This window comes from Pseudopontixanthobacter vadosimaris, from assembly GCF_012979275.1.
Taxonomy (GTDB): Bacteria; Pseudomonadota; Alphaproteobacteria; order Sphingomonadales; family Sphingomonadaceae; genus Pseudopontixanthobacter; species Pseudopontixanthobacter vadosimaris.
This window is the reverse complement of record NZ_JABASZ010000032.1, coordinates 16,695-41,752: the sequence shown is the minus strand read 5'-3', so window position 1 is coordinate 41,752 and position 25,058 is coordinate 16,695. Positions and strand designations below refer to the sequence as shown.

Genomic DNA, 25,058 nt, shown 5'->3' with positions numbered 1-25,058 from the left:
CGCGTCACGCTCAATCGATTTTTACCGTGCGCAGATAGGGGCGCAGCGTGGTGAAGCCCTGCGGGAAGCGGGCTTTTGCATCCTCGTCGGAAACCGATGGTGGAATGATCGCATCCTTGCCTTCGCGCCAATCGGCGGGAGTGGCCACGCCATGCTTGTCGCTGAACTGGAGCGCATCGATCGCGCGCAGGATCTCGTCGAAGTTCCGTCCTACGCTCATGGGATAGGTCATGGTGAGCCGAATCTTCTTGTCCGGATCGATGATGAATACCGACCGCACAGCCGCCGTTTCGCTCTGATCCGGATGGATCATGTCATAGAGCTTGGCGATCTTGAGATCGGCATCAGCGACGATCGGGAACACGAGATTCGTGTTCTGGGTGTCGTTCACGTCTTCGATCCACTTGGCGTGTTCTTCGGCAGTGTCGGTCGAGAGGCCGAGTGGCTTTACATTGCGCTTGTCGAACTCGCTGGCGAGCTGCGCAGTGCGGCCCATCTCCGTAGTGCAGACGGGGGTGAAGTCGGCCGGGTGGCTGAAGAAGAATACCCAGCTATCGCCAGCCCAATCGTGCAGGCTGATTTCGCCATTCTGGGTGTCGACGGTAAAGTCGGGGGCGGTGTCACCGATGTGAAGGCTCATTTCAATTTTCCTTGTTCCGTGTCGATGCATCCTTTGTAGAGAGACCCAGGCACGCTGTCCAATTCAAATTATCGATTGCGATAAGTGATAAACCAAACAGAAGGGTAGAGAGGCCGGAGAGGCACACCTTTTCCTTTAGATGATGACCTCATAACTTAACCAATACCTATAACTGTGTTGAGCATTGATAACGTCAATTACGCTTTCAGCCAGAACCTGATGACCGAGGCTACGAGACCCAGCACGGTTATGCTGGCGAGCCAGATCACGAACATCCAGCCGAGCCGCTGCCAAAGTGGGCGATCCTGAGGCTCGTCCATCAGTGATATCCCTCATCCGCCACCTTGCCGCGGAACACCCAGTAAGCCCAAGCGGTGTATGCGATGATGAGCGGCATGGTGATCGCGACGCCAACCAGCATGAAGATCTGGCTGCGTTCGGGCGCGGCGGCGTCCCATATCGTGAGGCCCGGTGGAACGACATAGGGCCACATCGTGACGCCCAGACCGGCCATGCCGAAGAAGAACAGCGCAAGGCTCAGCCAGAACGGCTTGCTGTGCCGGTCCACTGAAAGAGCCCTCAGCAGCATGACGGCAATCACCGCTGTGAGGATCGGGACCGGCGCGGCGAAGTAGATCTCCGGCGCAGTCAACCAGCGCTCGGCATATTCGGCGTTCAGGAACACATTGTAGAGGCTGACGCCTCCCATCAAGACCAACGTTGCCCATGCCGCCCGCTTGCCCAACTTTCGGGCATGATGCTGACTCTCCCCATCCAGTTTCCACACCAGCCAGGTCGCGCCAAGCAGAGCGTAGCCGGCGACTGTGCCTAGGCCGGTCAACAGCGTGTAGGGCGTGAGCCAGTCGAACCAGCTGCCCGCATAGGATCGATCCACGACCTCGATCCCCTGGAGAAGCGCACCCAATGTCATGCCCTGCGCCATCGCCGCGACCAGCGAGCCGCCAGTGAAGGCCGCGTCCCAGTATCGGCGGTGCCCGGGGTCGCGCCAGCGATACTCGAACGCGACACCGCGGAACACCAGTCCCAACAGCATGGCGATGATGAGCGGGTAAGTGGCGGGCAGGATCACCGCGTAAGCCAATGGGAAGGCTGCGAACAATCCGCCGCCGCCCAAGACCAGCCAAGTCTCGTTGCCATCCCAGACCGGCGCTATCGAATTCATCGCACGATCGCGCTCCGGCCCGACCTCGAAGGTAGGGAAAAGAATGCCGATGCCGAGGTCGAACCCGTCCATCACCACATAGGCGAAGACAGCGAAGGCGATGATGAAAGCCCAGATCGTCGTCAGGTCCACGTTAACGTCCATCGGTCGCCTCCTCGTGATCGCGCGGAAGTGTGTCGGGATCGCCCGGATTCTGGGATGGGCCAGGCGTAATGCCAGCAGTCCGGATCGGCCCGGTGTCCCCGCGCTTGACGCCATGTTCGCCTGCGTGCGGTGGCTTGTGCATCAGGTGCAGGATATACCAGACACCCGCGCCGAAAACTGCGAAATAGACCACGACGAATGCAAGCAATGACGCGGCGACGGCGGGGGCATCCAGCGGACTCGCAGCATCTGCCGTGCGCAAGAGATTGTAGATCACATACGGTTGCCGGCCGACCTCCGTCGTGATCCAGCCAGCGATGACCGCCACGAAACCGCTGGGAGCCATGACCAAGGCTGCGCGATGGAGCATGGGCCATTCGTAGAGCCTCTTGCGGAAGCGAGCGAACAGGCTCCACGCTCCGATGCCGAGCATGGCAAAGCCGATCCCGACCATGATCCGGAATGACCAGAAAACGATGCCGACCGGCGGTTCCTCGTCGTCCGGGATCGTGTCCAGACCGGCGAGCGGCGCGTCGAGATCATGCTTTAGGATCAGCGAAGATGCCTTGGGTATCTCAATTGCGTAGTCGACCCGCTTTTCCTCGCTGTTCGGAATGCCGAACAGGATCAGCGGTGCACCATCCGGATGGCTCTCGAAGTGGCCTTCCATCGCCATGACCTTCTGCGGCTGATGTTCGAGGGTGTTGAGCCCGTGCATGTCGCCTGCGAAGATCTGGATCGGCGCAACGATGGCCGCCATCCACATCGCCATCGAGAACATCTTGCGCGCGTGCAGGTTTGTCCGGTCCTTGAGAAGGTGCCAGGCCCCGACCCCGCCGACCACGAAGGCGGTCGTGAGGTAAGCTGCGATGACGGTATGGACCAGGCGATAGGGGAAGCTGGGGTTGAAGACGATGTCCCACCAGCTTTCACCCGGCAGGTATTGCCCGTTCGCCCCGATTTCATATCCTACGGGGGTCTGCATCCAGCTGTTAACCGACAGGATCCAGAAGGCGCTGATGAAGGTGCCAACAGCGACCATGAGCGTGGCGGCGAAGTGCAGCTTCTTGCCGACCTTGTTCATGCCGAAGAGCATGACGCCAAGGAAGCCAGCTTCGAGGAAGAACGCGGTCAGCACCTCGTAGGCCATCAGCGGGCCGATAACCGGCCCCGCAATATCAGAGAAAACCGACCAATTCGTGCCGAACTGGTAGGACATCACGATGCCCGAAACGACGCCCATTGCGAAGGCGATGGCGAAGATCTTCAGCCAATATTTGAAGAGATCGAGATAGATCGCCTTGCCTGTCTTGAGCCACAGACCCTCGAGCACTGCCAGATAGCTTGCGAGACCGATGGAAAAGGCCGGGAAGATGAAGTGAAAGCTTACCGTGAAGGCGAACTGGATGCGGGCCAGCAGCAGGGCATCGAGCTGTTCGAACATGTCTTTATCCGTGTTGCTTTTCGGCGCGTGCCTTGCGCCAGCGATAGTAGGTCTTTTCGGAAATCCCGATTTCGCGGCAGCTCTCGCAAACGCCTTTTCCCGACGCGATCAAAGCTGCGATCTCCCTGCAACGGGCATCTTTGTCAGGAATGGTGGGCATCAGATCATACCTCTCGCAGCATCGGGGATTGGTTCAGCTGGCGGTCCGCCGTTCGTTGCCAATTCCCGGAATGCGCGGTTCTGCGACAGGAAGACCTGCCCGTTGAGTTCGTCAACGAAGTGGGTCCGCTTCAGCCGGTCCATGACGGGGCCCTTCACTTCGGAAAGATGCAGCCCGATCCCGGCGTCGGTCATGCGGTGATTGATCGCCTCAAGGCTTTCTAGGCCGGAAGCGTCGATTTCGTTGACCGCGCTGCACATCAGGATGACGTGGCGCACCTCTGGGCGGTCGGCGACCTCTTCCAACACGTATTCCTCGAGCCATCGCGCATTGAGGTAGGTCAGGCTCTCGTCGATCCGGACCGAGAGGACGTGCGGCACGGTAAAGACCTTGTGGCGGTCGACATTACGGAAGTGCTCGGTCTCGGGGACGCGGCCGACGATGGCGGCATGGGGGCGGCTGGCGCGCCAGAGATAGAGAAGGAGGCCGACGCCAACGCCCGCGATCACACCCAGCTCGACGCCCGCAAGCAGCGTGATAGCGATCGTCGCCATGTGCGCGGCGAAGTCGGCCTTGGAGTAGTTCCAGAGCTGGCCGGGAGTCTTGAGATCGACGAGGCTGAGAACCGCGACGATGATCGTTGCAGCCAATGTGGCGATGGGCAGGCTGTAGAGCAGCGGGGTCAGGAACAGTCCCGCCAGCGCAATACCGACAGCGGTGTAAGCTCCGGCTGCGGGCGTCTCGGCCCCGGCGTCGAAGTTGACGACCGAGCGCGCAAATCCGCCGGTGACGGGGTAGCCCCCGGAAAAGGCACTGGCGATGTTCGATGCGCCAAGGCCGATAAGCTCCTGGTTCGGTGCAATCCGTTGACGGCGTTTAGCCGCAAGCGTCTGCGCAACCGATACGCTTTCGACGAAGCCGATGATCGAAATGAGCAGCGCGGGGACCCACAGTTGCCCGATTAGACCCAGATCGGTCGATGGCAGGGCGAAAGGCGGAAGACCCTGCGGAATTGCACCGACGAGGTTCACACCGCGATCCTCGAGATTGAGGCCGATGGCGGCAAGGATCGTCGCAACAACTGCTACGACCGGACCTGCCTTGGCCGCGATGTCGGCGGCTCGTGAAGATAGACCCATCGCGACCAAGGCCGGCTTCAAGCCCTTTCGGACCCAGAAGAGGAACAACGTCGCTGGAATCCCAATGGCGAGCGTCCACGGATTGACCGTGTCGATTGCCGCCGCGAGCCCGCCGAGCATCTCGGGCCAGTTGTCGCCGCCTGCCGATACGCCGAGAATGTGCTTCAACTGGCTCGTCGCGATCAGGATGCCGCTGGCGGTGATGAAGCCGCTGATGACGGGGTGCGAGAGGAGGTTGGCCAAGAAGCCCATCCACAGGAATCCGAGCACGGCCAGCATCACACCGGACAAGGCTGCAAGGGTGATTGCCGCCTCGAGATAAAGTTCAGTCCCCTGCGCCGCTACGGCTCCGGCAGCGCTCGCCGTCATCAGCGACACAACCGCCACGGGCCCCACCGCAAGCGTCCGGCTGGTGCCGAAGATCGCGTAGGCGACCAGCGGCAAGATCGAGGCGTAAAGGCCCACGACCGGCGGCAACCCCGCCAGCAGCGCATAAGCGAGGCTTTGCGGGATCAGCATAATTGTTACGATGATCGCCGCGACGAGATCGTTCGTCAGGACCGATCCGTTGTAGGTCCGGCCCCACTCGAGGATCGGGAGGTATTGCGCCAACAGCCCGGGCTTTTGCCTGCGAGGCAAACCGGACGGCTCGCCAATCGGCCCTGGATTGCTGTCGCTCACGATTAGGCAGCCTTCTTCAAGTGCGGCTTGGCCATCCATTCATGGCCCTTCAGCATACCGTTCCAGTAAATCCACGGCAGCGCCTCTGACTTCAGAAGCCAGCTGAGCTTCCGCGGCTTTGTGCCGTCGATTACCCACTTCGGGAAGCTCGGAAGAAGTTTTCCATCATAACCAAATTCGGCGAGCACAATCTTTCCGCGTTCCACGGTCAGCGGGCAGGAGCCGTAGCCATCGTAATCGGCCACAGCCTGCTTTGCATCGAGCTGGGCGAGCGCATTGACCGCGACGATTGGTGCCTGTTTGCGCGCAGCCGCCATTGTCTTGGCGTTGGGCGTAGATCCCGCATCGCCGAGACCAAACACGTTGGGATAGCGAACATGCTGTAGCGTGAACTTGTCGACGTCGACAAAGCCGCTTTCGGCATTCGCGAGAGGACTGTCGGCGACGAACTGCGGGGCTACCTGCGGCGGAACCGCATGGAGCATGTCGAACTCGACCGTCTCTTCACCGGCCTCGGTTTTGAAAACGGCTTGCTTGCCGGAGCCCTCGACCGCAACGAGTGTCTGGTTGAGCTGCAAATCGATCCCGTATTTTTCGACATATTCCATCAGCGCCGGGACGTATTCCTTCACACCGAAAAGGACGCCGCCAGCGTTGCGGAATTCGACATCGATGTTGCCGAGAACGCCGCGCTCCATCCAAGCATCGCATGACAGATACATGGCCTTCTGCGGTGCACCTGCGCATTTGATAGGCATCTGCGGTTGGCTGAAGATCGCACGCCCCGATTTCAGGTTGCGCACAAGCTCCCAGGTGTAGGGTGCCAGATCGTAGCGATAATTGGATGTGACGCCGTTCTTGCCGAGTGTCTCTTCCAGCCCGTCGATCTTCTCCCAGGCGAGCCGGATGCCCGGAGCGACAATCAAAATACCGTAGGTGATCGTCGTGCCGTCGCTGAGCGTGACCTGATTGTTTTCGGGCTGGAAAGACGCGGCGGCCGTTTTCAACCAGGTCGCCTGTTTCGGCATTACGCTCGCTGTGGTGCGCTTGGTCGTTGACGCTTCGAAGACACCGCCACCGACCATCGTCCACCCGGGCTGATAATAGTGATCTTCGCTAGGCTCGACGATTGCGATATTGAGTGACGGGCGCCGCTTCAGCATGGACGATGCAGTCGCAATTCCTGCTGAACCTCCGCCGATGATGACTACTTCGTGTTTCAGGCTTCGGGCCATGACAAACTCTCCAATGTCTTTTCGTTATTCGCCAAGCCGGTCGCGCAAGCCCGACAGATCGTAGCCGACGCACTGCGCACGTTCGATGCGCGCGTCGGCAGTTTCATTCTCGACGTTGGCGAGAGCATCGAGCGTAATGGAGCGCGTGCCGGTCCGGCAGAAGGCAAGCACCTTGCCGTCCGCTTCTTCGCGGACCTTGGCGAAGGCCTTGATCGCAACCGGCGGAAACTCGCCTCCCGAAACCGGGATATGATGAAAGGCCAACCCAGCCGCTTCGGCAGCTTCCCGTATCGCAGCGACGGTGGGCTGGCTCGGCTCTTCGCTATCCGGCCTGTTGCAGATCACCGTGCGAAATCCGGCGTCGGCAAGCCCGCGCATGTCGCTCGGTTCAAGTTGAGGAGAGACGGCGAAGGTTTCGCTCACATTGGCAAGCTTCGTCATGATGCTCCTTCGAAAAGCCGGACAAAAACCATGCCGGCGAGCATGGAGACGACGAATATCGCGGCTGCAGCGGGTTCGATGACCAGAGCAGCTATGCCAGGTCCCGGACAGAGTCCCGCGATCCCCCAGCCGATACCGAACAGAGCTGCTCCGCCGACAAGGCGGGGGGTGAGATCGGATTTGGTCGGCAGGTGAAATTCGCCCGCGAAGATCGGTTCGGCTAGGCGCGGAACGATCCGCCACGCGATGGCCATGACGATGACGGCTCCGCCCATCACGAAGGCGAGGGTTGGGTCCCAATCGCCGAAGATGTCGAGAAAGCCGCGCACCCGCGCAGGGTCGGTCATTCCGCCAAGGGCAAGCCCAGCGCCGAAAAGAACGCCGGATACGATCGAGGTGAGAGCGGTTCGCATTACAACACCTCCAGCCAGAGCGCATTCATGATCGCGACTGTCGCAATGCCGGTCGCCATGAAAGTAAGCGTTGCGACGATCGAGCGGCCAGACAGACGGCTAACACCACAAACCCCATGTCCGCTGGTGCATCCACTTCCCAGGCGCGTGCCCACACCGACAGCCAATCCGGCGATCGCAAGCGTTACGGGGCTGGCGAAGCTGGCCTCGAGCCCGCCCGATGCCAGCATTACGATCAGCGCTCCTAGCGGCAGGCCGATCACGAACATCCATGCCCCGCTTCTGGCAATGCCGCTGCCGCCAAGCCCGACTGCCTTCGCGGCAAGACCGGAGACGCCGGCGATCCGGCCAAGGCCTAGCAGCATAACGGCGGCCGCCAGACCGATCAGGACGCCGCCCGCCAGGCCAGCAAGCGGCGCAGCTTCAGGAAAACTCGGGAGCATCATACCGCATTCACCGGAATCTTGATGTAGCTGACGCCGTTATCTTCGGGGTCGGGCAAGCGCCCACCACGGATGTTAACCTGCACGGAGGGCATGATGAGCTTCGGCATTGCGAGCGTCTTGTCCCGGCTGGTCCGCATCTCGACGAATTCGGCTTCGCTCACTCCATCCTTCACATGCACGTTCTCTTCGCGCTGCTGCTTGACGGTGGTTTCCCACGCGTATTCGTCACGCCCCGGCGCCTTGTAGTCGTGGCACAAGAACAGGCGCGTTTCGTCCGGAAGCGAGAGCAGCCGGCGGATCGACTGAAACAGTTGCCTTGCGTCACCACCGGGGAAATCGGCGCGAGCGGTGCCGAAATCGGGCATGAAGATCGTGTCGCCAACGAATGCCGCATCGCCGATGATGAAAGCCATATCAGCCGGCGTATGACCCGGCACGTGCAATGCGATGCCTTCCAGCTCGCCGATCTTGAAAGTCTCGCCGTCCTCGAACAGCTTATCGAACTGCGATCCGTCGCGTTCGAAATCGGTGCCTGCATTGAAGAGCTTGCCGAATACCTCCTGCACGCGGATGATATCGCGTCCGATGGCTAACTTACCGCCAAGCCGCTCCTGCAGATAGGGGGCCGCTGAGATGTGATCCGCATGCGCGTGAGTCTCAATCAGCCAAGTCACCTTCAAATTATTAGAAGTGATATACTCGATAATGCGATCGGCTGAGCCATTCGAGGTGCGACCGGACGCCGCCTCAAAGTCCAGGACCGAGTCGATTATAGCTGCCTCATCAGTCTTTGGGTCGTGCACCACGTAAGAGACAGTATTCGTTGCCTCGTCGAAAAAACCCGCGATTGAAGGGCGGAGGCACTTGTCGGCTTGTGCGCGCTCGATCTGGGAGGCGGCATTATCCAGTTTTTGATCGTCAGCCATGACTAGATCTCCATACATTTACATAAACCGTTTATATGTGTTGCTATTCGGCTGTCAAGTGGTATGAAGGCTCGATGACCCAGATGATCGAAGCGAATGTCGAGCGAGAGGCGCCTTGCGCCGGACTGCGTATCGGCGACGTCGCCCCGAACTTTTCCGCACGCAGCACAACGGGAGATATTCGCCTTTCGGATTACCGAGGGCGGTGGCTGATCTTGTTTTCGCATCCAGCCGACTTCACACCCGTGTGCACCACCGAGTTCGTGGCACTGGCCCAATCGGCCAGCGAGTTCGAACAGCGCGACTGTGCGCTTATGGCGCTCTCTGTCGATAGCCTGTTCTCGCATTTCGCCTGGTTGCGGCTAATTCGCGATCGCTACGACATCGAGGTGCGCTTTCCGATCGTGGAGGATCCGACGCTCGTGATCGGGCGCGCCTACGGCATGGTGGCACCGAACGACAACGATAGTGCGACGGTGCGGACGACATTCTTCATCGACCCGCACGGCGTCATCCGCGCGATGACCTGTTATCCCGCTAACGTTGGACGCTCGACACCCGAAATGCTGCGGACCCTAGATGCGCTTCAGGCGGTCGACGATGGACCCGTACTCGCCCCCGCTAACTGGGCACCTGGGCAAGCGCTACTGGCCCAGCCCGACGCATCGCTGGATACGGTTTTCTCCGCCGAGGGTCAGACCGACTGGTTCATGAAGGAAACGAAGCGAGGGTCTCGCAAATGACCGACGAAGAGCTTGTCGACGCCTTGAAGGCCCTCGCTCATCCCGTGCGTCTTCGCATCATGCAGGCTCTAACGGGCACGGAGCGGAACGTCGGTGAGATCGACGATGCGGCCGAGATCGGTCAGCCGACGCTATCGCAGCAGTTGGCGGTCCTGCGCAACGCGGGCCTTGTGAAGACCCGAAAGGACGCCAAGCTCGTCTATTACCGGATTGATGATGTCAGGCTTGCGAAGGTTGTCGATGCCGCGGGCAAACTTGGCGGGATATCCGCTAGGCCCATCCGGCATTCGCGCCAGCCAGCACCCGGAGTGGCCAATTTTGCGAGATTAGGATGAGCTTTTTCGTGGCTTGGTAAAGACCTATCCTGTTATCAAGCCCGATGCCTTAGACTCGGGCCACTTGCTCAAAGCATTATCGCGATCAGCGACAAACTTGGAACGACCGCTTTCCGGTAGCTCCAATGCGAGACCGAACGACCGAAATGAGGGCGCAAAGCGGACTTGAGAACTATCGCATTTAGTTGTCAGGCCACCTTTGCACCGACCAAACGCTCGATGCTTTCGACCGTGATCAGAGTTCGTCTGCCGACTTTTTTCCTGACCAGCGTGCCATCTCGCATAAGCTTGTCGATTGTCGTCCGACCCAACCCAGTCGCCTGTTCAGTCTGAGCGACCGACGCGGTAAGGTCCCCAGGCCTGATCGGTTGCACGTCTTCCTTCTTTGGCTCGGAAGCTTCAATGCATGGAACGATGTTTTTCGTCGTAGCGCGCGCATCGCAGCCGCTAGCTTGCTCTGACGCACCGGCAGGTAAACCCACGCAATACCTATCAAGAACTTTGACGAGCGCAGCTTCGGAAAAGCTGATTCCGGTTATGAGGACTGACGGCGCGCCTCCCTGCAGAGGCGAGCCTTCTAGCCGAACCGTTCCACCGTTTAGGGCGGCTTGAATCTTATCCGATGCTACAATCCTCTCCCAATCTTGAGCCGGAATCTGAGCATCGCGCACTACCTTGGTCGGACCCCCAGCGGCTCTTATTTCTCGCACGAGAGCATAGGTTTTGATCAGACCGGCCGCGGCGAAATCGGCTAACAAATCATCAGCTTTTTCGAGATTTCTGGACTTAACGAGCTCAATGGCCTTGGCCGGAAGGACTGGTTGATGGGCTGACATGCTTTCTCTCGAGTTTGACGGGGCATGTTTGTCAGCCAATCGTGAAAATGCGGTAACCCTCTGGTTCGCTGCGGCTATGCAGGTCGATCGATCCGGCAATTGCTTGAAGTCTCATCGCGCCGAGGTCCCCGCCGATGTTCGCGGATGCCCACCCAAGTTTTTCATGTTTTTTTCATGGAAACGCTGCCCATCTCTTCTAACTCATTGAAAAAATGGTGGGCGCGGCAAGGATTGAACTTGCGACCCCACCCGTGTGAAGGGTGTGCTCTACCACTGAGCTACGCGCCCGCCGGTGTCCTGGCGGCTGTGGCCGGTCTTCTCGATAACCGACAGGGCCGCGCCTTTGCCATTATCCGGAATGCTTGGCAAGCGGGGAGGTTTGCGGCTCGGCCACTGATTTCGCATCAACTCAGCATACGCGCCAGTAATTGCAGCCAGCCGCCCTCCAACCGGCCAGGCGTCGCTGCGCGGCGCGGGGCGGGGCATTCCAGGCAATAGGCCTGCATTCCGCGCGTGCCGGTCAACCGTTCCAGATCGCTCTGCAGCCGTGCGATCAGGACGTCCTGCCGTCCTGCCAGCAGTGCGAAACTGTCGATGGCGGGGCCACGAACCTCCGCGGGCATGAACATCGTCCGCAGCAAGGCGTCATAAGTGCCTTCCTCCGCGCCAAGGAATACCGGGTGCCAGTCGTCGCCGGTCAGCCCAGCCTTGGCAGCGACCCAGGCGAGCGCGTCGTCCAGTCCGCCATATTGGTCCACCAACCCGATCTGCCGGGCGGTGCCGCCATCCCAGACCCGACCCTGCCCGATGCGGTCGACCGCCCGCGCCGACAATCCGCGCGATTGCGACACGCGGGCGATGAAATCGTTGTAACCGTCCTCGATCGTGCTTTGCAATATCGCGTCGACCTCCGGCGGAAATCCCGCGATGAGATCCGGCTGGCCGGACAGCACCGTCGTTTTCACCCCGTCGGAGGAGACGCCGATGCTGCTTGCCGCCTCCTCGAATGTCGGGATCACGGCAAAAATGCCGATGGAGCCGGTAATGGATTCCGGTTCGGCAAAGATCCGGTCGGCGGGCGTGGCGACCCAGTAACCGCCGCTGGCCGCGACATTCGCCATGCTGACCGCAACGGGGATGCCCCTGGCCTTGTGGCGCAGGACGGCCCGGCGGATTTCCTCGCTGGCGAGGGCAGACCCGCCCGGTGAATCGACCCTGATGACGAGGCCTTGCAACTCCTCGTCCAGCGCCTCGTCGAGTATTCTCGAGATGCGGTCCCCGCCTGCGGTGCCCGGCCCGGCATCGCCATCCACGATGGTTCCGGCGACGGTGACGACGCCGATACGGTCGCCTGTTTCCTCCAGCGGATTGTCTGCCAGCCAGGGGTCGAGTTCGGTATGGGCGAAAGCACCGGGCAATTCGCTCCATTCGTCCTCGCCGGAAATCTCCGCCACGCGGGCGCCGAATTGTGCCCGATTGCCGAGCTTGTCGACAAGACCGGCGCGCAGGGCGGCGGTGGCGAAATCGCCGCCATTGGCCTGCAGCCATTCGGCCGGGTTCTGCGTCACGCGGGCAATGTCGGTGCCGGGCCGCGCCTTCAGGACATTGGCCTGCCATTCTTCCCACAGCGCGCCATACAGCGCCTCGTAATTCTCGCGCGCGGCGTCCGACATGTCGCTGCGCAAATAAGGTTCGACGGCGGATTTATATTCGCCCACCTTGTAGACGCGCGCATTCACATTCAGCCGGTCGAGCAATTCGCCGTAATACAGGCGGTTGCCGCCCGGCCCGGTGATGCTGGCGCCGCCCATGGGGTCGAGCCAGACCTCGCTGGCGTGGGCGGCCAGCATCATGCCGTCATCGGCATAGGCGACGGCATAGGTCAGCACCGGTTTTTCCGCCGCGCGTACGCGGTCGAGCGCGCCGCCGATCTCCTGCAGATGGACCTGCCCCCCGCCCATGAAGCGGGTGAGGTCGAGCACGACGGAACCGATCCTTTCATCATCCGCAGCGGCATCCAGCGCGCGCACCAGTTCGCGCACCGGATATTCGCCTGTCGGTGCAGCGCCCGACAGCAGCAGGGCGAAGGGATCGATCTCCGTGCGTTCCTCGACAACGATCCCGTCGAGTTCGAGGAGCAGGGCCCCTTCCTTCACCATCGCGGGGCTGGGCCGGGCGGTCAGCACGGCATAGAGCAATGCGAAGAACAGCAACAGGAAGATCAGGCTCAGCCCGTCCTTGATACCAACCAGCAGGTGCCAGACCTTGCGCGCAAAAATCATCTGAAAGCGTTCCCGATCGTGTCGTATGCAGACCATCTAGGGCCAGCAGCCCGTTCCCGCCACCCGAATCCCCTTGAGCGACATACCCGGCTCGATTAAGGGCATGGCCGCGATGGCAGCGACCGGCACCCCTTCAGCAGCATCCCGTTACCCGGCGGGCGGTCTGGCCTTTCCGCATCGCGACCTGCTGGGCATCGGCAGGCTGGAACGGCACGAGATCCTGTATCTGCTGGACGAGGCGGAACAGTGGGTCGAACTGAACCGCCGCAGCGCCAAGCGGGTCGATGCATTGACCGGCCTCACCATCATCAACGCCTTCTTCGAGAATTCCACCCGCACGCTGCTCAGTTTCGAGATCGCGGGCAAGCGCCTCGGTGCCGATGTCGTCAACATGCATGCGGCGACCTCGAGCGTGAAGAAGGGCGAGACGCTGATCGACACGGCCATCACGCTGAACGCGATGCGGGCCGATGCCATCGTGATCCGCCATGCCTCGAGCGGGGCGGTCGCGCTGATCGCCGACAAGGTGGACTGCCCTGTCCTGAACGCAGGCGATGGCAGCCACGAACATCCGACGCAGGCGCTGCTCGATGCGCTGACCCTACGCCATGCCCTGCGCGCGCGTGGACAGGCCGGAGACGATTTCACGGGGCAGACGATCGTGATCTGCGGCGACATCCTGCACAGCCGGGTCGCGCGGTCCAACATATTGTGCCTGACCGCGCTTGGCGCGAATGTGCGGGTGTGCGCCCCACCGGCGTTGCTGCCCGCGGCGGTGGAGGCGATGGGAGCCACCCCGTTCCATTCCTTCGATACGGCGCTGGCGGGTGCGGACGTGGTAATGATGCTGCGGCTGCAGACGGAACGGATGGCCGGGCAGTTCATCCCTTCGCCACGCGAATATCACCATCTGTACGGCCTGACGCTCAAGCGGCTGAAACTGGCGGAGCCGGACGCGCTGGTGATGCATCCCGGACCGATGAACAGGGGGGTGGAGATCGACAGCGACGTGGCCGATCTGCTGGACCGCTCGATCATCACGCGGCAGGTGGAAATGGGCGTGGCAATGCGCATGGCCTGCCTCGACGTGCTGACCCGCCGGCAGCGGGGCGTGGAAGGATGGAACGATCTCCCCACCAGCGGAAAATGGCCATGAAGCAGGCGCAGGCGGTGTTTGTCGAAGGTGGCCGGCTGGTGCTGGCGGACAGGGTTGTCGATGGCGCCCTGCGCATGGCCGATGGGCATATCGCCGCGTTGGGCGATATCGAACCGCAGGACGGTGACGAGGTCATTCCGGCGCAAGGCCGATTGGTGATGCCGGGGCTGATCGATCTGGGCGTCTTCTCGATCGACAAGCCGGCGTTTCACTTCGGCGGTATCACCCGTGCGGGCCTGATGCCGGACCAGGATCCGCCGCTCGACTTCCCGCCGCGCATCCGCTTCGCTGCACAAAGCGGCAAGCCCGATCTATGGGTCCACCCTCTGGCCGCAGCGACCGTTGGGCTGGAAGGCGAACGCCTGGCCGAAGTGGCGCTGATGCGCGAGGCGGGTGCCCGCGCCATCGCGACGGGCCGCCGCTGGATCGCCGATTCGGGCATGATGCTGCGCCTGCTGCAATATGCCGCCATGCTGGACCTCGTCGTGATCGCGCATGCAGAAGATGCGGCGCTGTCGGGTCCTGCGGTCGCGACCGCCGGTGAGATGGCGACGAGGATGGGCCTGTCCGGCGCGCCTGAACAGGCCGAGGAACTGGCGGTCATGCGCGATATCACTTTGGCGGGAATGACGGGCGGGCGCCTGCACTTCCGCCAGGTAACCACCCGCGCGGCGCTGGACCGCGTCCGCGAGGCCAAGGCGCGGGGGCTGAAGGTCACGGCGGGTATCACGCCTGCGCATTTCATACTGTCGGACCTTGCGACGGGCGATTTCCGGACCTTTGCGCGACTGTCCCCGCCGCTGCGGTCGGAAGACAACCGCCAGGCGGTGCGCGAAGCTATAGCCGATGGCACCATCGACGTGATCGCGAGCGGACACGACCCTCGCGGGCCGGAGGACAAGCGCCTGCCCTTTGCCGATGCGGCGGAAGGGATGGCGGGGGCGGAAACCCTGCTGGCAATGGTGCTGACGCTGGTGCGTGACGGCGTAGTCGACCTGCCGCGTGCCTCGGCGCTGCTTGCCGCCAATCCGGCGCGCATCCTTGGCGTAAATGCAGGCGAATTGCGCGCGGGCGCGGAGGCCGACATCGCTCTCGTCGATCCCGACAAGCCCTGGATCGTCGACAGCCGCCGCATGGAAGCGCGTGCTGGCAATACGCCCTTCGACGGGCAGCCGACCCAAGGCCGGGTCATGGCGCTGTTCAAGGGCGGGGTAAAAGTCTGAGCTAGGCCATCTGTTCGTCGAGACTGCGGCTGATCGGCGTGTCCACATCGCCGGTATGCAGGGTGGATGCAGGCTCGATCAGCAGCACCCAGCATTCCTCCTCCGCCACCGGATTGTGGCGCACGCCTTTCGGGACAGTCAGGAACTGACCTGCTGCCAGATCGACCGCATGGTCCTCGAACTCGATCCGCAGCGCGCCCTTCACCACATGAAACAATTCGTCCTGCGCGTCATGCGCGTGCCAGACGAACTGCCCTTTCAGCTTGGCGACTTTCAGCAGGTGATCGTTCACCTGCCCCACGACCTTGGGCGACCAGTAGTCAGTGACGCGGCCGAAAGCGGCTTCGAGGTCGGTCGGGTTCATCATGGCATCTTTTTGCGCAATTGAAGACAGGCAGTCGCTATCGCCAATTCGGCAGTTCGGGGCAAGGAGCGTGAGGGCGATGTCCGGCAGCGCCGGCCCCGCCGCGGCGGCTGGCTGGCGAGCTGGGCGCGTGTAATTTCTCGAGCTCGTATCAGTTCAGCGGCGTGCCATGCGGACGCCCTGATCGATGGCGCCGGGCAGCGGATTGCCCTTTGCCCATGCGATGCAGCCTTGGCCGGATGCCTTGACGCTGGCGCACATGGAAGCTGCGGCGGCCTGGCGCAGCCCACCGGCAGAGACGCGGTAATATGGTTTCCCGCGTACCAGCGCCCGGGTGATGACCATGTCGTGATTGCGCAGTTCGGGATAACGGTCGGCATAGATGTCCCAGGCGCGGCGAGCGCGTTCCTCGCTCCCGAAGGAGCCGAGCTGGACCAGATGGCTGCCACCGGCTGCAGGCGCGGCGGAGGCCGCGCGCTGGATCTGCTTCGGCGCAGGTCTGGCGGAGGGCTGGCGGGCAGACGCGGGTTGCATCACCTCGCTGCTGGCGGAAGCCTTGGTGAATTGCGGCGACCGTGCGGACATCTGGGTGAGGGACCGCGCGCCTTCGTTGATTTTCGCTGGCGCGACGGGTGTGGCCGCCGGAGAAGCAGCGTGCACCGGGATCGGTGGAAGCTCGGCGGCCGGACGGGCTGCGACATATTGCGGAATGCTGCCCATATTGCCGGAGGAAAGGCTGGTTCTATTACTCGGCGAAGTGCCCGTTCCTGCCGAAATGACCGGCTGCGCCACCTGCGCCATCTGCGTGGCGGCCTCCTGCGCAAGTTGCTGCGGACCGGGATTGTTCGACAGCGCCAGCGCCGCCGGCTGACCGGCATCGGCAATTACCGGAACCTGCAGGACATTCGCGATGCGCAGATGCGCCTGGTCGGGCCGGCCCGATCGCGCCCATTCGGCAATGCGCGCATCCAGTTGTCCGGCGGGGACATCTTCTGCGGCCATGATCCGCGCACCGCTCCAGTTCCCTTGCAGCGCGTAGGCATAGGCGAGATTCTGGCGCAGCTTCGCGGTCGACTCACCGGCGCGCAGCGCATCGCCCAAGATCTGCACGCCCCGGTCGGGCTCTCCGGCCAGTGCCAGGGCGAGGCCAAGATCGGCAGGGGCGATGTCGGGAGCCCACTCGTCGAGCAGGTCCAGCGCCGCGCGCTGTTCGCCCTGCGCGACATAGGCAAGGGCGAGGCTGAGCGCGGTGCGGGCGGAATCGTCGCCCAGTTCCAGCGCATCTTCGAAACTGGTCGCAGCCGATGCGAACCGCCCCGCATCCAAATAGGCCGCGCCCAGAACCATGCGATAGGCGGCGTTGCGGGGGTCTGCCTGAACGGCAGCCTCGGCATGGGCGAGCGCCTTTTCGTGATTGCCTTTCGCCAGTTCCTTCTGCGCGTGGCTGGCCGACAGATCGGCCCGGGGTGCGCTGCCCGTGGCGCAGCCACTCAGGACGAGGGAGGCCAGTGCGGTGGTGGCCGCGAGCGCGATGCGGCGCGTCTTCGGATTGCTTCCGGTCATGGCTTGTCCCCTCATGGCTTGTTGTGCCGCTGCAACTGCGCGGCCAGAGTATCGAGTTCGGGCATGTCGCCCAGCATGGCATCCAGCGCGTCGGTGACGATCTGCTGGGCGCTGCAATTGGTGATCGTGCTGGCCAGACGCAGCTTCAGATGGCGTTCGGCATCCAGGCGCAGGGTGAAGGCGGCGCGCTTCCCGCGCGATGCCGCCGACTGGCGCGACGGAGCAGGCCTGACACTGCAAAGCACCGCCGAAGCGTTCCTGGGCAGGTCGGCGGCTTCGCTGCGCCCGTTCACCGGTGCAGGCTCTTGCGGGGCAGGTGACGCTGCCTGAGCAGCCGGGGTTTTCGGCAAAGCTTCTGCGGCATTGATGCGGGCGGCGATCTCATCCCGCTGCCGGTGGACGGCAGGGGGCGTGTTCTTCGCCCGCTTGTCTGCGAGAGCCGCATCGGCCTCGCGATCGTTCGCGCGGGCTTCCGCCTCGGCTTCGGGATTGGCGGGGGCAGGGGTCAGCTGGACGACTTCGCTCTCGCTTTGTGCATCGTCGTCCTGATCGCCCATGTCGTTCCAGCCCAGATCCTCCAGATTGGCCGGGCGGCCCGGAATGAGGGGTGTGAGCTGCGGGCGCATGGCCGGCCGTGCGCCGCCCTTGCGGGCAAGCAGCGTCGGGCTGAGAGAGGCGAAACTGGCTTCCGACATGATATGCGTTCCTGTGCGGGGGTTCCGCGGCTTCCGCGATGCTACTGGGCGACCCGGCGGCCGAAGCCGCCTGCGGGCCGGTGGGTTCCGGCGTTGCGAACGGCGCCGGATACCTGATGCATGCCGCCGGGCGCTGCGAAGACCGTGCGGCGGAAGTTCTTTTCAAGCCGGTCGTAGATGTAACCCCACAACGCCGTGACTTCGTTTGCGCTGCGGCTGTTCGGGTCCACTTCCATGACGGTGCGCCCGTCGATCATGCTGGCAGCGAAATCGGTGCGGTGATGAAGCGTAATGGGTGCGACCGTGCCGTGCTGCGACAGCGCCACTGCCGCTTCGGACGTGATCTTGGCCTTGGGCGTCGCGGCATTCACCACGAAGACCAGCGGTTTGCCGGCACGTTCGCAAAGGTCGACCGTGGCGCCGACGGCCCGCAGATCGTGCGGGCTGGGGCGAGTGGGAACCACGATCAGTTCGGCCACGCCGATGACCGACTGGATGGCCATGGTGATGGCAGGGGGCGTGTCGATGACTGCCAGCTTGAAGCCCTGCTGGCGCAGGATCTGCAGATCGTTTGCCAATCTTGCGACTGTGGTCTGTGCGAAGGCCGGGTATTCCGCCTCACGCTCGTTCCACCAATCCGCCAGCGAACCTTGCGGATCGATGTCGATCAGAACGACCGGACCCGCGCCGGCGCGTTGCGCCTGAACCGCCAGATGCCCGGACAGGGTGGTCTTGCCCGATCCACCTTTTTGCGATGCCAATGCCAGTACACGCACGGACTGGTCCCCCTGATTTGATTGCCGGATAAACCGTGTGAAACCCTGAAACGGACCTCGTCACCGGGGCCCGCCAGCCACTGATGCACAGGATACCCCTAATTTAGGGTTAAGGCGCTATTCGGGTTCCGGCGACAGTCCCGCCCTGAAGTCCGGCCCTGACTGGCGCAGCCGCACCGGCCGCATGACGGTTGCAGGGCAGGCGAGGCCGTGTTTTGTTCCGAAGGAAACTCTTTGCTAACACTGCATTCATTAAGAAGTACCGCGTCAGGGGCCGTTTGCGGCTCGGCAGAGAACGACAGGTGGGCGATATGAGCAGAACCGACGGACCCTTTCCCGAACTTCCAGCAGGAGGTGAGGCAAATGCCCGCCGCGGGCACCGCAGGGCGGCTCGCCCGATCGCTGCCCGCTTGACGGCAGCATTGCTGCTGGCCGGTCTTTTGGGCGCGGTAGCCCCGGAAATCCTGGCGCAGGGTGGAAGCAATGCCGTCATGCAGAGCGAGACTGTCAAGCGCGGGGTGGATGCGTGGAGCGCCGGTGATTATGGCGCTGCAGTCGCCATCTGGCGAGGGCCGGCAGACGCGGGCGATGCTGACGCGCAGTTCAATATGGCGCAGGCCTATCGCCTCGGCCGGGGTGTCACGGCGAATATGGATATGGCCGAACGCCTGTACGCGCAGGCGGCGGCGCAGGGCCACATCCAGGCCGCCGACAATTACGGGCTGCTGATGTTTCAGGACGGGCGGCGCAAGGCCGCGCTGCCCTATGTACAGGCAGCGGCAGACCGCGGTGATCCGCGCGCGCAATATTTGCTGGGCGTGGCACATTTTAATGGCGATCTCGTATCCCGCGACTGGGTCCGGGCCTATGCCCTGCTGACCAATGCGAATGCCGCCGGTCTGCCGCAGGCCACATCGGCCATCGCGCAGATGGACAGTCATATCCCGCTGGAGCAGCGCCAGCAGGCGCAGCTACTCGCCGAGAAATTGCGCAGCGACTCCGATTCTCGGCGCAATATCCAGCTTGCCGCCGTCGATCTTGCCTTGGGCCAGGGGCGCATGGCACCGTCCGCGCCGACTGGCACCGGTGTGGCCACCACGGCTCCGGACGTGACCGATGCAAGGCGCGCGGTTGCCGAGGCGGCAAAGGCGGCCGGCGTGCATGACCCCGCACGGGCCGGAGCGGATGGCACGCGCGGGCCGGCCTATCCGGTTCCCGTGCAGGCGCTGCTGCCGGAGGGTTCGTCCCCCCCCGTGCCTATCCGAGACATTCCCCCGACCGCGCCTGCGCCGGTGCTGTCCCTGCCGGATTTCGCCGCCACCACGCCTCCCGCACCTCCCGCTGCAGAAAAGCCGGCGGCACGTCCGACCCGTGCCGGCCGATGGCGGGTCCAGCTCGGCGCATTCTCTGTCGATGGAAGTGCGGAGCGGCTTTGGGATCGTCTGTCCTCGCGGCCTGAACTTGCAGGAACCGAGCGCATTCTCGTGCCGGCAGGGCGGATCACGCGGCTGCAGGCAGGCGGCTTCGCCACGCAGGCAGATGCCGCCGCCGCCTGCACGGCGCTGAAGCGCGCGGGACAGGATTGCCTCGTCACCGGATAGGCGCTGCTGCATGAGCGAAAACTCTGCCGTTACTGCCGCTATCTGCTAGTGCAGTGGCCGGAAACGGGGGATTGGATGGTCGAAGCAGGCAGCAGTGATCGCGATGTGGATAAATCGCGGGCCGGCGTTCCGGGCAACATCATGCAGCCCATGCCCCTGTCCAGAACCGGGCAGCCGCGCATCGCCAGCCTGGATTTCATCCGCGGCATCGCCGTGCTCGGCATCCTGCTGGCCAATATCGTCGCATTCGGCCAGCCCTGGGTGGCCTATATCTGGCCGCCCGCATTCATGGTGGAGCACGGCCCCGGCTCGGACTATCTATGGCTGGCGCAGTTCACGCTGATCGATGGCAAGATGCGTGCCCTGTTCACGCTGCTGTTCGGGGCGGGCATGGTGCTGTTCGTCGACAGGGCGAAGGAGCGCGGAGCATCGCGCTGGTTGCAGGCACGGCGCCTGTTCTTTCTGCTGCTGTTCGGCCTCTCCCATTTCCTGTTCATCTGGCGCGGCGATATTCTGACGCTCTATGCCATCTGGGGCCTCGTTGCCCTGCTGTGCATCGGCTGGGATGCGAAGACGCAGGTGATCGTCGGTCTGATGGGGTTCCTTGCCGGTGCGCTGATCATGACGGCCATGGGTGCATCGATGTATGTCATGGGCGGAACAGAGGCCGGCGCGGGTGCGGCGCTGGCAGATGGCCGCGCCATGATGCTGGCATCCAAGGCCAGCGAGATCGAGGAAAGCGCCCGCGATGCGGCCATCGTGCTGGACGGCAGCTATGGCACATATGTCGAGCATAATTTCAGCGGTCATCTTGGCGATATCGGCAGCGAATTGTGGCTGACGGCGCTGGAAACGCTGCCGCTGATCCTGATCGGCATGGGCCTGTACCGGCTCGGCCTGTTCACCGGCGGATTCGATCCTGTAAAGCAGCGAAGGTGGGGCTGGGCGGGGCTGCTGGGGGGCGGGGCGCTGACGCTGGCCTTCGGCCTCTGGGTCAAGGCCACCGGCTTCGGCTATTTCGCCGCGATATTCGCCTATATCGGCCTCAGCAGATGGGGGCAGCTGCCGATGGCGCTGGGGATGGCGGCCCTGCTCGCCCTATGGGCGCCGACGGCCACGGGATGGCTCGGCCGCCGCCTTTCCGCTGCCGGGCGAATGGCGTTCACCAATTACATCGGTACATCGGTCGTGATGATGCCGGTGTTCCACGGCCAGTTGTGCGATCTGTTCGGCAGGCTGGACCGCGCGGGCCTGTATGTGGTCGTCCTGCTCGCCTGGGCGATCATGCTCGCTGGTTCCGAACCGTGGCTGGCGCGGTTCCGTTACGGGCCGCTGGAATGGCTGTGGCGCTGCCTGACCTATGGCCGTGTGTTTGCCCTGCGGCGGGGCCCAGTCAATCCCGGCGGTCGCGACGGCGCTTGAGGATGTCGCGCGAGATCTGGCGACGTTCGCGCGGAGAGGTGATGGCGGCGCGTGTTTCCAGCAGAAACAGCAGCAGCGCCACCACCAGCTGCGCCATGGTAACAATCCAGGCCGCCGCGACCCAGGTGCCGATCTGCGGGCGGATGAAGGCGCTGATGAACAGCAGCGCGACGACAAGGCAGATGGTCAGGGCCGCCGCCGTGGACAGGTTGACCGCCGCCTGCGCCAGATAGCGACGCTGCCGAAGAGCTGGAAGCTCTTCCGATTCACGGCCCCCGCCGCCTGCGTCTTCCGCTTCCTCGATCCGGTTTACCCTTTCGACGATCCAGATCAGCCGCGTGTTCATCACGTTCAGCACAGCGCCGATCGCCGCCAGCAGAAACACCGGCGCGAGCGACAGTTGCAGAATCTGCTGAACGCGCACCGTACTGGATGTGCGTTCGATCAGGGTCGTGGTGAGGTCCGCATCCGCAGCAAGAATTGCGACAATCATGGCGTGAAATTCAGACAAAGGGGTTCTTCGGGCTCTTCAGGTTCACGCGCACCGGCACGGCCTCGAACCCCAGTTCACGGCGGATACCGTTGACCAGGTAGCGTTCGTAACTGGTAGGCAAAGCGTCCAGCCTCGTGCCGAAGATCACGAAGCGGGGCGGACGCGTGCCGACCTGCGTTATGTAGCGCAGCTTGATCCGCCGGCCCTTGGGCGCGGGCGGCGGATTTGCCTCCAGCGCATCGTCGAACCAGCGGTTCAGCGCGGCGGTGGGCACGCGCCTGGACCAGCTTTCGCGAATTTCGAACGCGGCGGACAGCATCGTGTCCAGCCCCTTGCCGGTGCGTGCCGAGACGGCGAACAGCGGCACACCCTTCACCTGCGCCAGCCCTTCGTCCAGCGCATGGCGGATGCCGTTGAAGAGGCCGCTGGCGTCTTCGGCAATATCCCATTTGTTGATCGCCACCATCAGGGCGCGCCCTTCCTCCAGCACCATGGAGGCGATTTTCAGATCCTGATGTTCAAGGCCCTGCGTGGCGTCGAGCAGCAATACGACAACCTCGGCGAAATCGATGGCATGGCGTGCATCGCTGACGGCCATCTTCTCCAGCTTGTCCGTTATGCGGGACTTCTTGCGAATGCCTGCCGTGTCGATCAGGCGGATTTCGCGAGCTTCGTCCGCCTTGGGATCGTGCCATTGCCAGTCGATGGCAATCGAATCGCGGGTGATGCCGGCTTCCGGCCCGGTCAGCAGGCGTTCTTCATCCAGCAGTCGGTTGATGAGCGTGGACTTGCCCGCGTTCGGACGACCGACGATGGCCAGCTTCAGCGGCCCGGCGACTATCTCCTCGACATATTCCTCGCCAAGGTCTTCGGCGGCATCGCGGGCGTGCTGCCGGGCGATCTTCGCTTCCTGCTTCGCAATGGCCTCGGCCGCTTCGCGCAGTTTCTCGCCTTCGCCAAGAATGGGCCAAAGCGAATCGAACAGATCGGCGATGCCGTCGCCATGTTCCGCCGATACCGGCACGGGGTCGCCAAAGCCAAGCTGGAAACACTCGTAAATGCCGGGCAGGGCGCCGCGCCCTTCGGCCTTGTTCGCCACCAGCACGACCGGCACTTCCTGCTGCCGCAGCCAGAGCGCGATTTCCTGATCAAGCGTGGTTATCCCGGCGCGTGAGTCCACCACCATCAGGGCGACATCCGCACCGGCAAGGCTCATCTCCGTCTGCTGGCGCATCCGTCCGGGCAGCGAGGCGGCATCATCATCTTCCCAGCCGGCAGTGTCGACGATCTGGAACTTCAACCCCGCGATCTCGGCATCGCCGGCGCGCCGGTCGCGCGTGACGCCGGGCTGATCGTCGACCAGCGCCAGCTTCTTCCCCACCAGCCGGTTGAACAGGGTGGACTTGCCGACATTGGGCCGCCCGATGATGATGACTTGCGGTAACATGATGGAACGCAAGTGGCCCTTCATGCGGGCTTTGGCAAGAAACTGCTGCGGCCTGCCTCAGGGAAAATACCGGCGCCGGTCAGCGATCCTTAGCGAAATTTTTACTCCACCGGGCGCAGCTTCGCACCATGGATGGAACAAGAATAATTCTTCTTGCGGCAAGCCTGCTCTCGCTGGCCGCACCGGCGCGTGCGGAGGATGCCACGGGATTTCGCAGCCCGAACGGCGAAGCTGCCGCCAGAGGGGCGGAACTGCCGCCTTATCTGCAATGCGTTCCCTATGCCCGTCAGCAATCGGGCGTGCAGATTTACGGCGATGCCCACAGCTGGTGGGACCAGGCGGCGGGCCGATATGAGCGCGGCAGGGAACCGCGCATCGGGGCGGTGATGCATTTTCCGCCGCACAGGAACATGCGATTGGGCCATGTCGCCGCCGTCAGCCGCGTTCTGGATTCCAGGCGCATTCTGCTGCGGCATGCGAACTGGTCGCCGATCAACGGGCGGCGCGGACAGATAGAGAATGACGTTCTGGCGATGGACGTCTCGCCCGGAAACGACTGGTCCAGTGTTCGGGTGTGGTACGATCCGATCCAGGATCTGGGCCTTACGCCTTGGCCTGTTTCCGGCTTCATCTATGGGGACGGGGCAGCACCTGCGGACAGAACGAGGCTCGCACGCGTGGCTGCACCGGAACCGGTCCGGCTCGAATCCTCGCCGGAATTCCGCAATGCATTCGCAGGCATTGCTTCTCAGGCGAAAGTTTCGAAGCGCACCGGGGCCGCCGTAAAGCGGCGCCGCGGGCGGTCGGTGCGGCAAGCGAAACGCGATTCAGCGCCGGACGACAGAATTGCTGCGGCGCTGGCGCATTACGACTGACAAAGCGGCGGCTTATCTGCCGCCTTCCGTCAACCCTGGCTGGCGACGGCGCTGTTGACCGGCGCGTCCTCGCCGAGATCCTCGTACCATGCCTCGACCGGGCCGGTCAGTTTAATGGTGAGGGGGTTGCCCTTGCGATCGACGCTCTTGCCCGCCTGCACCCGCACCCAGCCTTCGGAGATGCAATATTCCTCGATATCGCGGCGCTGGGCGCCCTTGAAGCGGATGCCGACGCCGCGCTGAAGCTTTTCCGCATCGAACGCCGGGGAGCCGGGATTGACCGAAAGGTGATCGGGCGGAACATCGGTAGATGCGGGCGTGGCGGGAGAGGTGCTTTCGTCGTTCATGGCTGGCGCCGATAGATCGCGCCTGCGTCATTCGCAAGCGCGCTCGTC

At 63.1% G+C, this 25,058-nt stretch carries 27 protein-coding genes and 1 tRNA gene; 7 read left to right on the top strand and 21 right to left on the bottom strand.

What is annotated here, in order from left to right; genetic code table 11:
* Positions 1 to 10: 10 nt before the first annotated feature.
* The 11 genes from HG250_RS07050 to HG250_RS07000 all read right to left on the bottom strand — a co-directional run bounded on the left by HG250_RS07050 (position 11) and on the right by HG250_RS07000 (position 8,852).
* Positions 11 to 640 (bottom strand): peroxiredoxin, encoded by a 630-nt coding sequence (locus tag HG250_RS07050; protein ID WP_119083556.1) that lies wholly within the window; start codon positions 638 to 640, stop codon positions 11 to 13.
* Positions 641 to 837: 197 nt separating this feature from the next.
* The gene (locus tag HG250_RS07045; protein ID WP_119083557.1) at positions 838 to 960 is read right to left on the bottom strand and encodes a DUF2474 domain-containing protein; all 123 of its coding nucleotides are present in this window, start codon (positions 958 to 960) and stop codon (positions 838 to 840) included.
* Positions 960 to 1,967, bottom strand: coding sequence for a cytochrome d ubiquinol oxidase subunit II (gene cydB / locus HG250_RS07040; RefSeq protein ID WP_170004123.1), 1,008 nt, complete (start codon positions 1,965 to 1,967; stop codon positions 960 to 962). Before cydB ends, HG250_RS07045 begins: the two co-directional genes overlap by 1 nt.
* Positions 1,957 to 3,411, bottom strand: a complete 1,455-nt coding sequence (locus tag HG250_RS07035; protein WP_170004121.1) for a cytochrome ubiquinol oxidase subunit I — start codon at positions 3,409 to 3,411, stop codon at positions 1,957 to 1,959. The genes cydB and HG250_RS07035 overlap by 11 nt, the downstream gene beginning before the upstream one ends.
* Before the next feature lie 4 nt (positions 3,412 to 3,415).
* Positions 3,416 to 3,571: a helix-turn-helix domain-containing protein gene (locus HG250_RS13125; protein ID WP_119083560.1), complete on the bottom strand. Its 156-nt coding sequence runs from the start codon at positions 3,569 to 3,571 to the stop codon at positions 3,416 to 3,418.
* On the bottom strand, positions 3,571 to 5,391 hold the full coding sequence (locus tag HG250_RS07025) for a SulP family inorganic anion transporter (protein ID WP_338103877.1): 1,821 nt from the start codon (positions 5,389 to 5,391) through the stop codon (positions 3,571 to 3,573). The genes HG250_RS13125 and HG250_RS07025 overlap by 1 nt, the downstream gene beginning before the upstream one ends.
* A 2-nt stretch (positions 5,392 to 5,393) precedes the next feature.
* Positions 5,394 to 6,626: an NAD(P)/FAD-dependent oxidoreductase gene (locus HG250_RS07020; protein ID WP_119083562.1), complete on the bottom strand. Its 1,233-nt coding sequence runs from the start codon at positions 6,624 to 6,626 to the stop codon at positions 5,394 to 5,396.
* Positions 6,627 to 6,650: 24 nt separating this feature from the next.
* Entirely contained in the window at positions 6,651 to 7,067 is a 417-nt protein-coding gene (locus HG250_RS07015; RefSeq protein WP_170004117.1) for a protein tyrosine phosphatase family protein, read from the bottom strand.
* Positions 7,064 to 7,480: a DUF6691 family protein gene (locus HG250_RS07010; protein WP_170004114.1), complete on the bottom strand. Its 417-nt coding sequence runs from the start codon at positions 7,478 to 7,480 to the stop codon at positions 7,064 to 7,066. The genes HG250_RS07015 and HG250_RS07010 overlap by 4 nt, the downstream gene beginning before the upstream one ends.
* Complete coding sequence (locus tag HG250_RS07005) at positions 7,480 to 7,926, bottom strand: YeeE/YedE family protein (protein WP_170004112.1); 447 nt, start codon at positions 7,924 to 7,926, stop codon at positions 7,480 to 7,482. The genes HG250_RS07010 and HG250_RS07005 overlap by 1 nt, the downstream gene beginning before the upstream one ends.
* Positions 7,923 to 8,852 (bottom strand): MBL fold metallo-hydrolase, encoded by a 930-nt coding sequence (locus tag HG250_RS07000; protein WP_170004110.1) that lies wholly within the window; start codon positions 8,850 to 8,852, stop codon positions 7,923 to 7,925. Before HG250_RS07000 ends, HG250_RS07005 begins: the two co-directional genes overlap by 4 nt.
* A 74-nt stretch (positions 8,853 to 8,926) precedes the next feature.
* Between HG250_RS07000 and HG250_RS06995 the strand changes: the two genes are divergently transcribed.
* Together HG250_RS06995 and HG250_RS06990 are read left to right on the top strand one after the other, a co-directional pair.
* Positions 8,927 to 9,595, top strand: coding sequence for a peroxiredoxin (locus HG250_RS06995; RefSeq protein WP_240956969.1), 669 nt, complete (start codon positions 8,927 to 8,929; stop codon positions 9,593 to 9,595).
* The gene (locus tag HG250_RS06990) at positions 9,592 to 9,930 is read left to right on the top strand and encodes an ArsR/SmtB family transcription factor (RefSeq protein ID WP_170004108.1); all 339 of its coding nucleotides are present in this window, start codon (positions 9,592 to 9,594) and stop codon (positions 9,928 to 9,930) included. Before HG250_RS06995 ends, HG250_RS06990 begins: the two co-directional genes overlap by 4 nt.
* A 188-nt stretch (positions 9,931 to 10,118) precedes the next feature.
* Here the strand turns inward: HG250_RS06990 and HG250_RS12805 are convergent, their stop codons facing one another.
* The 3 genes from HG250_RS12805 to sppA all read right to left on the bottom strand — a co-directional run bounded on the left by HG250_RS12805 (position 10,119) and on the right by sppA (position 13,048).
* Positions 10,119 to 10,766 carry a hypothetical protein gene (locus HG250_RS12805; protein WP_205763559.1) on the bottom strand — a complete coding sequence of 216 codons (648 nt, stop codon included), beginning with the start codon at positions 10,764 to 10,766 and terminating at the stop codon, positions 10,119 to 10,121.
* Positions 10,767 to 10,979: 213 nt separating this feature from the next.
* Positions 10,980 to 11,054: transfer RNA gene (locus HG250_RS06980), tRNA-Val, on the bottom strand.
* A gap of 116 nt (positions 11,055 to 11,170) precedes the next feature.
* Positions 11,171 to 13,048, bottom strand: coding sequence for a signal peptide peptidase SppA (sppA, locus tag HG250_RS06975; RefSeq protein ID WP_170004106.1), 1,878 nt, complete (start codon positions 13,046 to 13,048; stop codon positions 11,171 to 11,173).
* A 112-nt stretch (positions 13,049 to 13,160) separates the two neighbouring features.
* On the opposite strand from sppA, the gene HG250_RS06970 reads away from it, so the two are divergent.
* Together HG250_RS06970 and HG250_RS06965 are read left to right on the top strand one after the other, a co-directional pair.
* Positions 13,161 to 14,204, top strand: a complete 1,044-nt coding sequence (locus tag HG250_RS06970; RefSeq protein ID WP_170004393.1) for an aspartate carbamoyltransferase catalytic subunit — start codon at positions 13,161 to 13,163, stop codon at positions 14,202 to 14,204.
* Entirely contained in the window at positions 14,201 to 15,427 is a 1,227-nt protein-coding gene (locus HG250_RS06965) for a dihydroorotase (RefSeq protein ID WP_170004104.1), read from the top strand. Before HG250_RS06970 ends, HG250_RS06965 begins: the two co-directional genes overlap by 4 nt.
* 1 nt (position 15,428) lies before the next feature.
* Here HG250_RS06965 and HG250_RS06960 read toward each other — a convergent pair whose 3' ends face one another.
* The 4 genes from HG250_RS06960 to HG250_RS06945 all read right to left on the bottom strand — a co-directional run bounded on the left by HG250_RS06960 (position 15,429) and on the right by HG250_RS06945 (position 18,825).
* The gene (locus HG250_RS06960) at positions 15,429 to 15,794 is read right to left on the bottom strand and encodes a cupin domain-containing protein (protein WP_170004102.1); all 366 of its coding nucleotides are present in this window, start codon (positions 15,792 to 15,794) and stop codon (positions 15,429 to 15,431) included.
* A gap of 153 nt (positions 15,795 to 15,947) precedes the next feature.
* Complete coding sequence (locus HG250_RS06955) at positions 15,948 to 17,354, bottom strand: tetratricopeptide repeat protein (protein ID WP_170004100.1); 1,407 nt, start codon at positions 17,352 to 17,354, stop codon at positions 15,948 to 15,950.
* A gap of 11 nt (positions 17,355 to 17,365) precedes the next feature.
* A complete protein-coding gene (locus HG250_RS06950; RefSeq protein WP_170004098.1) occupies positions 17,366 to 18,049 on the bottom strand; it encodes a hypothetical protein in 684 nt (227 codons plus the stop codon).
* 41 nt (positions 18,050 to 18,090) lie between these two features.
* A complete protein-coding gene (locus HG250_RS06945; RefSeq protein ID WP_170004096.1) occupies positions 18,091 to 18,825 on the bottom strand; it encodes an AAA family ATPase in 735 nt (244 codons plus the stop codon).
* A gap of 311 nt (positions 18,826 to 19,136) precedes the next feature.
* Between HG250_RS06945 and HG250_RS06940 the strand changes: the two genes are divergently transcribed.
* Both HG250_RS06940 and HG250_RS06935 read left to right on the top strand, forming a co-directional pair.
* Positions 19,137 to 20,426, top strand: coding sequence for an SPOR domain-containing protein (locus tag HG250_RS06940; protein ID WP_240956968.1), 1,290 nt, complete (start codon positions 19,137 to 19,139; stop codon positions 20,424 to 20,426).
* A 75-nt stretch (positions 20,427 to 20,501) separates the two neighbouring features.
* The gene (locus tag HG250_RS06935) at positions 20,502 to 21,848 is read left to right on the top strand and encodes a DUF418 domain-containing protein (protein WP_240956967.1); all 1,347 of its coding nucleotides are present in this window, start codon (positions 20,502 to 20,504) and stop codon (positions 21,846 to 21,848) included.
* Here HG250_RS06935 and HG250_RS06930 read toward each other — a convergent pair.
* Positions 21,820 to 22,341 carry a DUF2721 domain-containing protein gene (locus HG250_RS06930; protein WP_170004094.1) on the bottom strand — a complete coding sequence of 174 codons (522 nt, stop codon included), beginning with the start codon at positions 22,339 to 22,341 and terminating at the stop codon, positions 21,820 to 21,822. The genes HG250_RS06935 and HG250_RS06930 overlap by 29 nt on opposite strands.
* Positions 22,342 to 22,351: 10 nt before the next feature.
* Positions 22,352 to 23,788, bottom strand: coding sequence for a ribosome biogenesis GTPase Der (gene der / locus HG250_RS06925; protein WP_170004092.1), 1,437 nt, complete (start codon positions 23,786 to 23,788; stop codon positions 22,352 to 22,354).
* A 128-nt stretch (positions 23,789 to 23,916) separates the two neighbouring features.
* On the opposite strand from der, the gene HG250_RS06920 reads away from it, so the two are divergent.
* Positions 23,917 to 24,663 (top strand): CHAP domain-containing protein, encoded by a 747-nt coding sequence (locus HG250_RS06920; RefSeq protein ID WP_170004090.1) that lies wholly within the window; start codon positions 23,917 to 23,919, stop codon positions 24,661 to 24,663.
* Positions 24,664 to 24,692: 29 nt separating this feature from the next.
* Here the strand turns inward: HG250_RS06920 and HG250_RS06915 are convergent, their stop codons facing one another.
* Positions 24,693 to 25,010 (bottom strand): DUF3297 family protein, encoded by a 318-nt coding sequence (locus HG250_RS06915; protein WP_170004088.1) that lies wholly within the window; start codon positions 25,008 to 25,010, stop codon positions 24,693 to 24,695.
* Between the last annotated feature and the right edge of the window lie 48 nt (positions 25,011 to 25,058).

Coding starts and splice junctions, on each gene's coding strand:
- HG250_RS06940 (WP_240956968.1), top strand. CDS start 19,137: ATGAGCAGAACCGACGGACCCTTTCCCGAACTTCCAGCAGGAGGTGAG.
- HG250_RS07035 (WP_170004121.1), bottom strand. CDS start 3,411: ATGTTCGAACAGCTCGATGCCCTGCTGCTGGCCCGCATCCAGTTCGCC.
- HG250_RS06990 (WP_170004108.1), top strand. CDS start 9,592: ATGACCGACGAAGAGCTTGTCGACGCCTTGAAGGCCCTCGCTCATCCC.
- HG250_RS06970 (WP_170004393.1), top strand. CDS start 13,161: ATGGCAGCGACCGGCACCCCTTCAGCAGCATCCCGTTACCCGGCGGGC.
- HG250_RS07000 (WP_170004110.1), bottom strand. CDS start 8,852: ATGGCTGACGATCAAAAACTGGATAATGCCGCCTCCCAGATCGAGCGC.
- HG250_RS07020 (WP_119083562.1), bottom strand. CDS start 6,626: ATGGCCCGAAGCCTGAAACACGAAGTAGTCATCATCGGCGGAGGTTCA.
- HG250_RS06915 (WP_170004088.1), bottom strand. CDS start 25,010: ATGAACGACGAAAGCACCTCTCCCGCCACGCCCGCATCTACCGATGTT.
- HG250_RS07045 (WP_119083557.1), bottom strand. CDS start 960: ATGGACGAGCCTCAGGATCGCCCACTTTGGCAGCGGCTCGGCTGGATG.
- HG250_RS07005 (WP_170004112.1), bottom strand. CDS start 7,926: ATGATGCTCCCGAGTTTTCCTGAAGCTGCGCCGCTTGCTGGCCTGGCG.
- HG250_RS06955 (WP_170004100.1), bottom strand. CDS start 17,354: ATGACCGGAAGCAATCCGAAGACGCGCCGCATCGCGCTCGCGGCCACC.
- HG250_RS07010 (WP_170004114.1), bottom strand. CDS start 7,480: ATGCGAACCGCTCTCACCTCGATCGTATCCGGCGTTCTTTTCGGCGCT.
- HG250_RS06965 (WP_170004104.1), top strand. CDS start 14,201: ATGAAGCAGGCGCAGGCGGTGTTTGTCGAAGGTGGCCGGCTGGTGCTG.
- sppA (WP_170004106.1), bottom strand. CDS start 13,048: ATGATTTTTGCGCGCAAGGTCTGGCACCTGCTGGTTGGTATCAAGGAC.
- HG250_RS06930 (WP_170004094.1), bottom strand. CDS start 22,341: ATGATTGTCGCAATTCTTGCTGCGGATGCGGACCTCACCACGACCCTG.
- HG250_RS06950 (WP_170004098.1), bottom strand. CDS start 18,049: ATGTCGGAAGCCAGTTTCGCCTCTCTCAGCCCGACGCTGCTTGCCCGC.
- HG250_RS06920 (WP_170004090.1), top strand. CDS start 23,917: ATGGATGGAACAAGAATAATTCTTCTTGCGGCAAGCCTGCTCTCGCTG.
- HG250_RS12805 (WP_205763559.1), bottom strand. CDS start 10,766: ATGTCAGCCCATCAACCAGTCCTTCCGGCCAAGGCCATTGAGCTCGTT.
- HG250_RS06935 (WP_240956967.1), top strand. CDS start 20,502: ATGGTCGAAGCAGGCAGCAGTGATCGCGATGTGGATAAATCGCGGGCC.
- HG250_RS07050 (WP_119083556.1), bottom strand. CDS start 640: ATGAGCCTTCACATCGGTGACACCGCCCCCGACTTTACCGTCGACACC.
- HG250_RS06995 (WP_240956969.1), top strand. CDS start 8,927: ATGACCCAGATGATCGAAGCGAATGTCGAGCGAGAGGCGCCTTGCGCC.
- HG250_RS07015 (WP_170004117.1), bottom strand. CDS start 7,067: ATGACGAAGCTTGCCAATGTGAGCGAAACCTTCGCCGTCTCTCCTCAA.
- HG250_RS06960 (WP_170004102.1), bottom strand. CDS start 15,794: ATGATGAACCCGACCGACCTCGAAGCCGCTTTCGGCCGCGTCACTGAC.
- HG250_RS13125 (WP_119083560.1), bottom strand. CDS start 3,571: ATGCCCACCATTCCTGACAAAGATGCCCGTTGCAGGGAGATCGCAGCT.
- der (WP_170004092.1), bottom strand. CDS start 23,788: ATGTTACCGCAAGTCATCATCATCGGGCGGCCCAATGTCGGCAAGTCC.
- cydB (WP_170004123.1), bottom strand. CDS start 1,967: ATGGACGTTAACGTGGACCTGACGACGATCTGGGCTTTCATCATCGCC.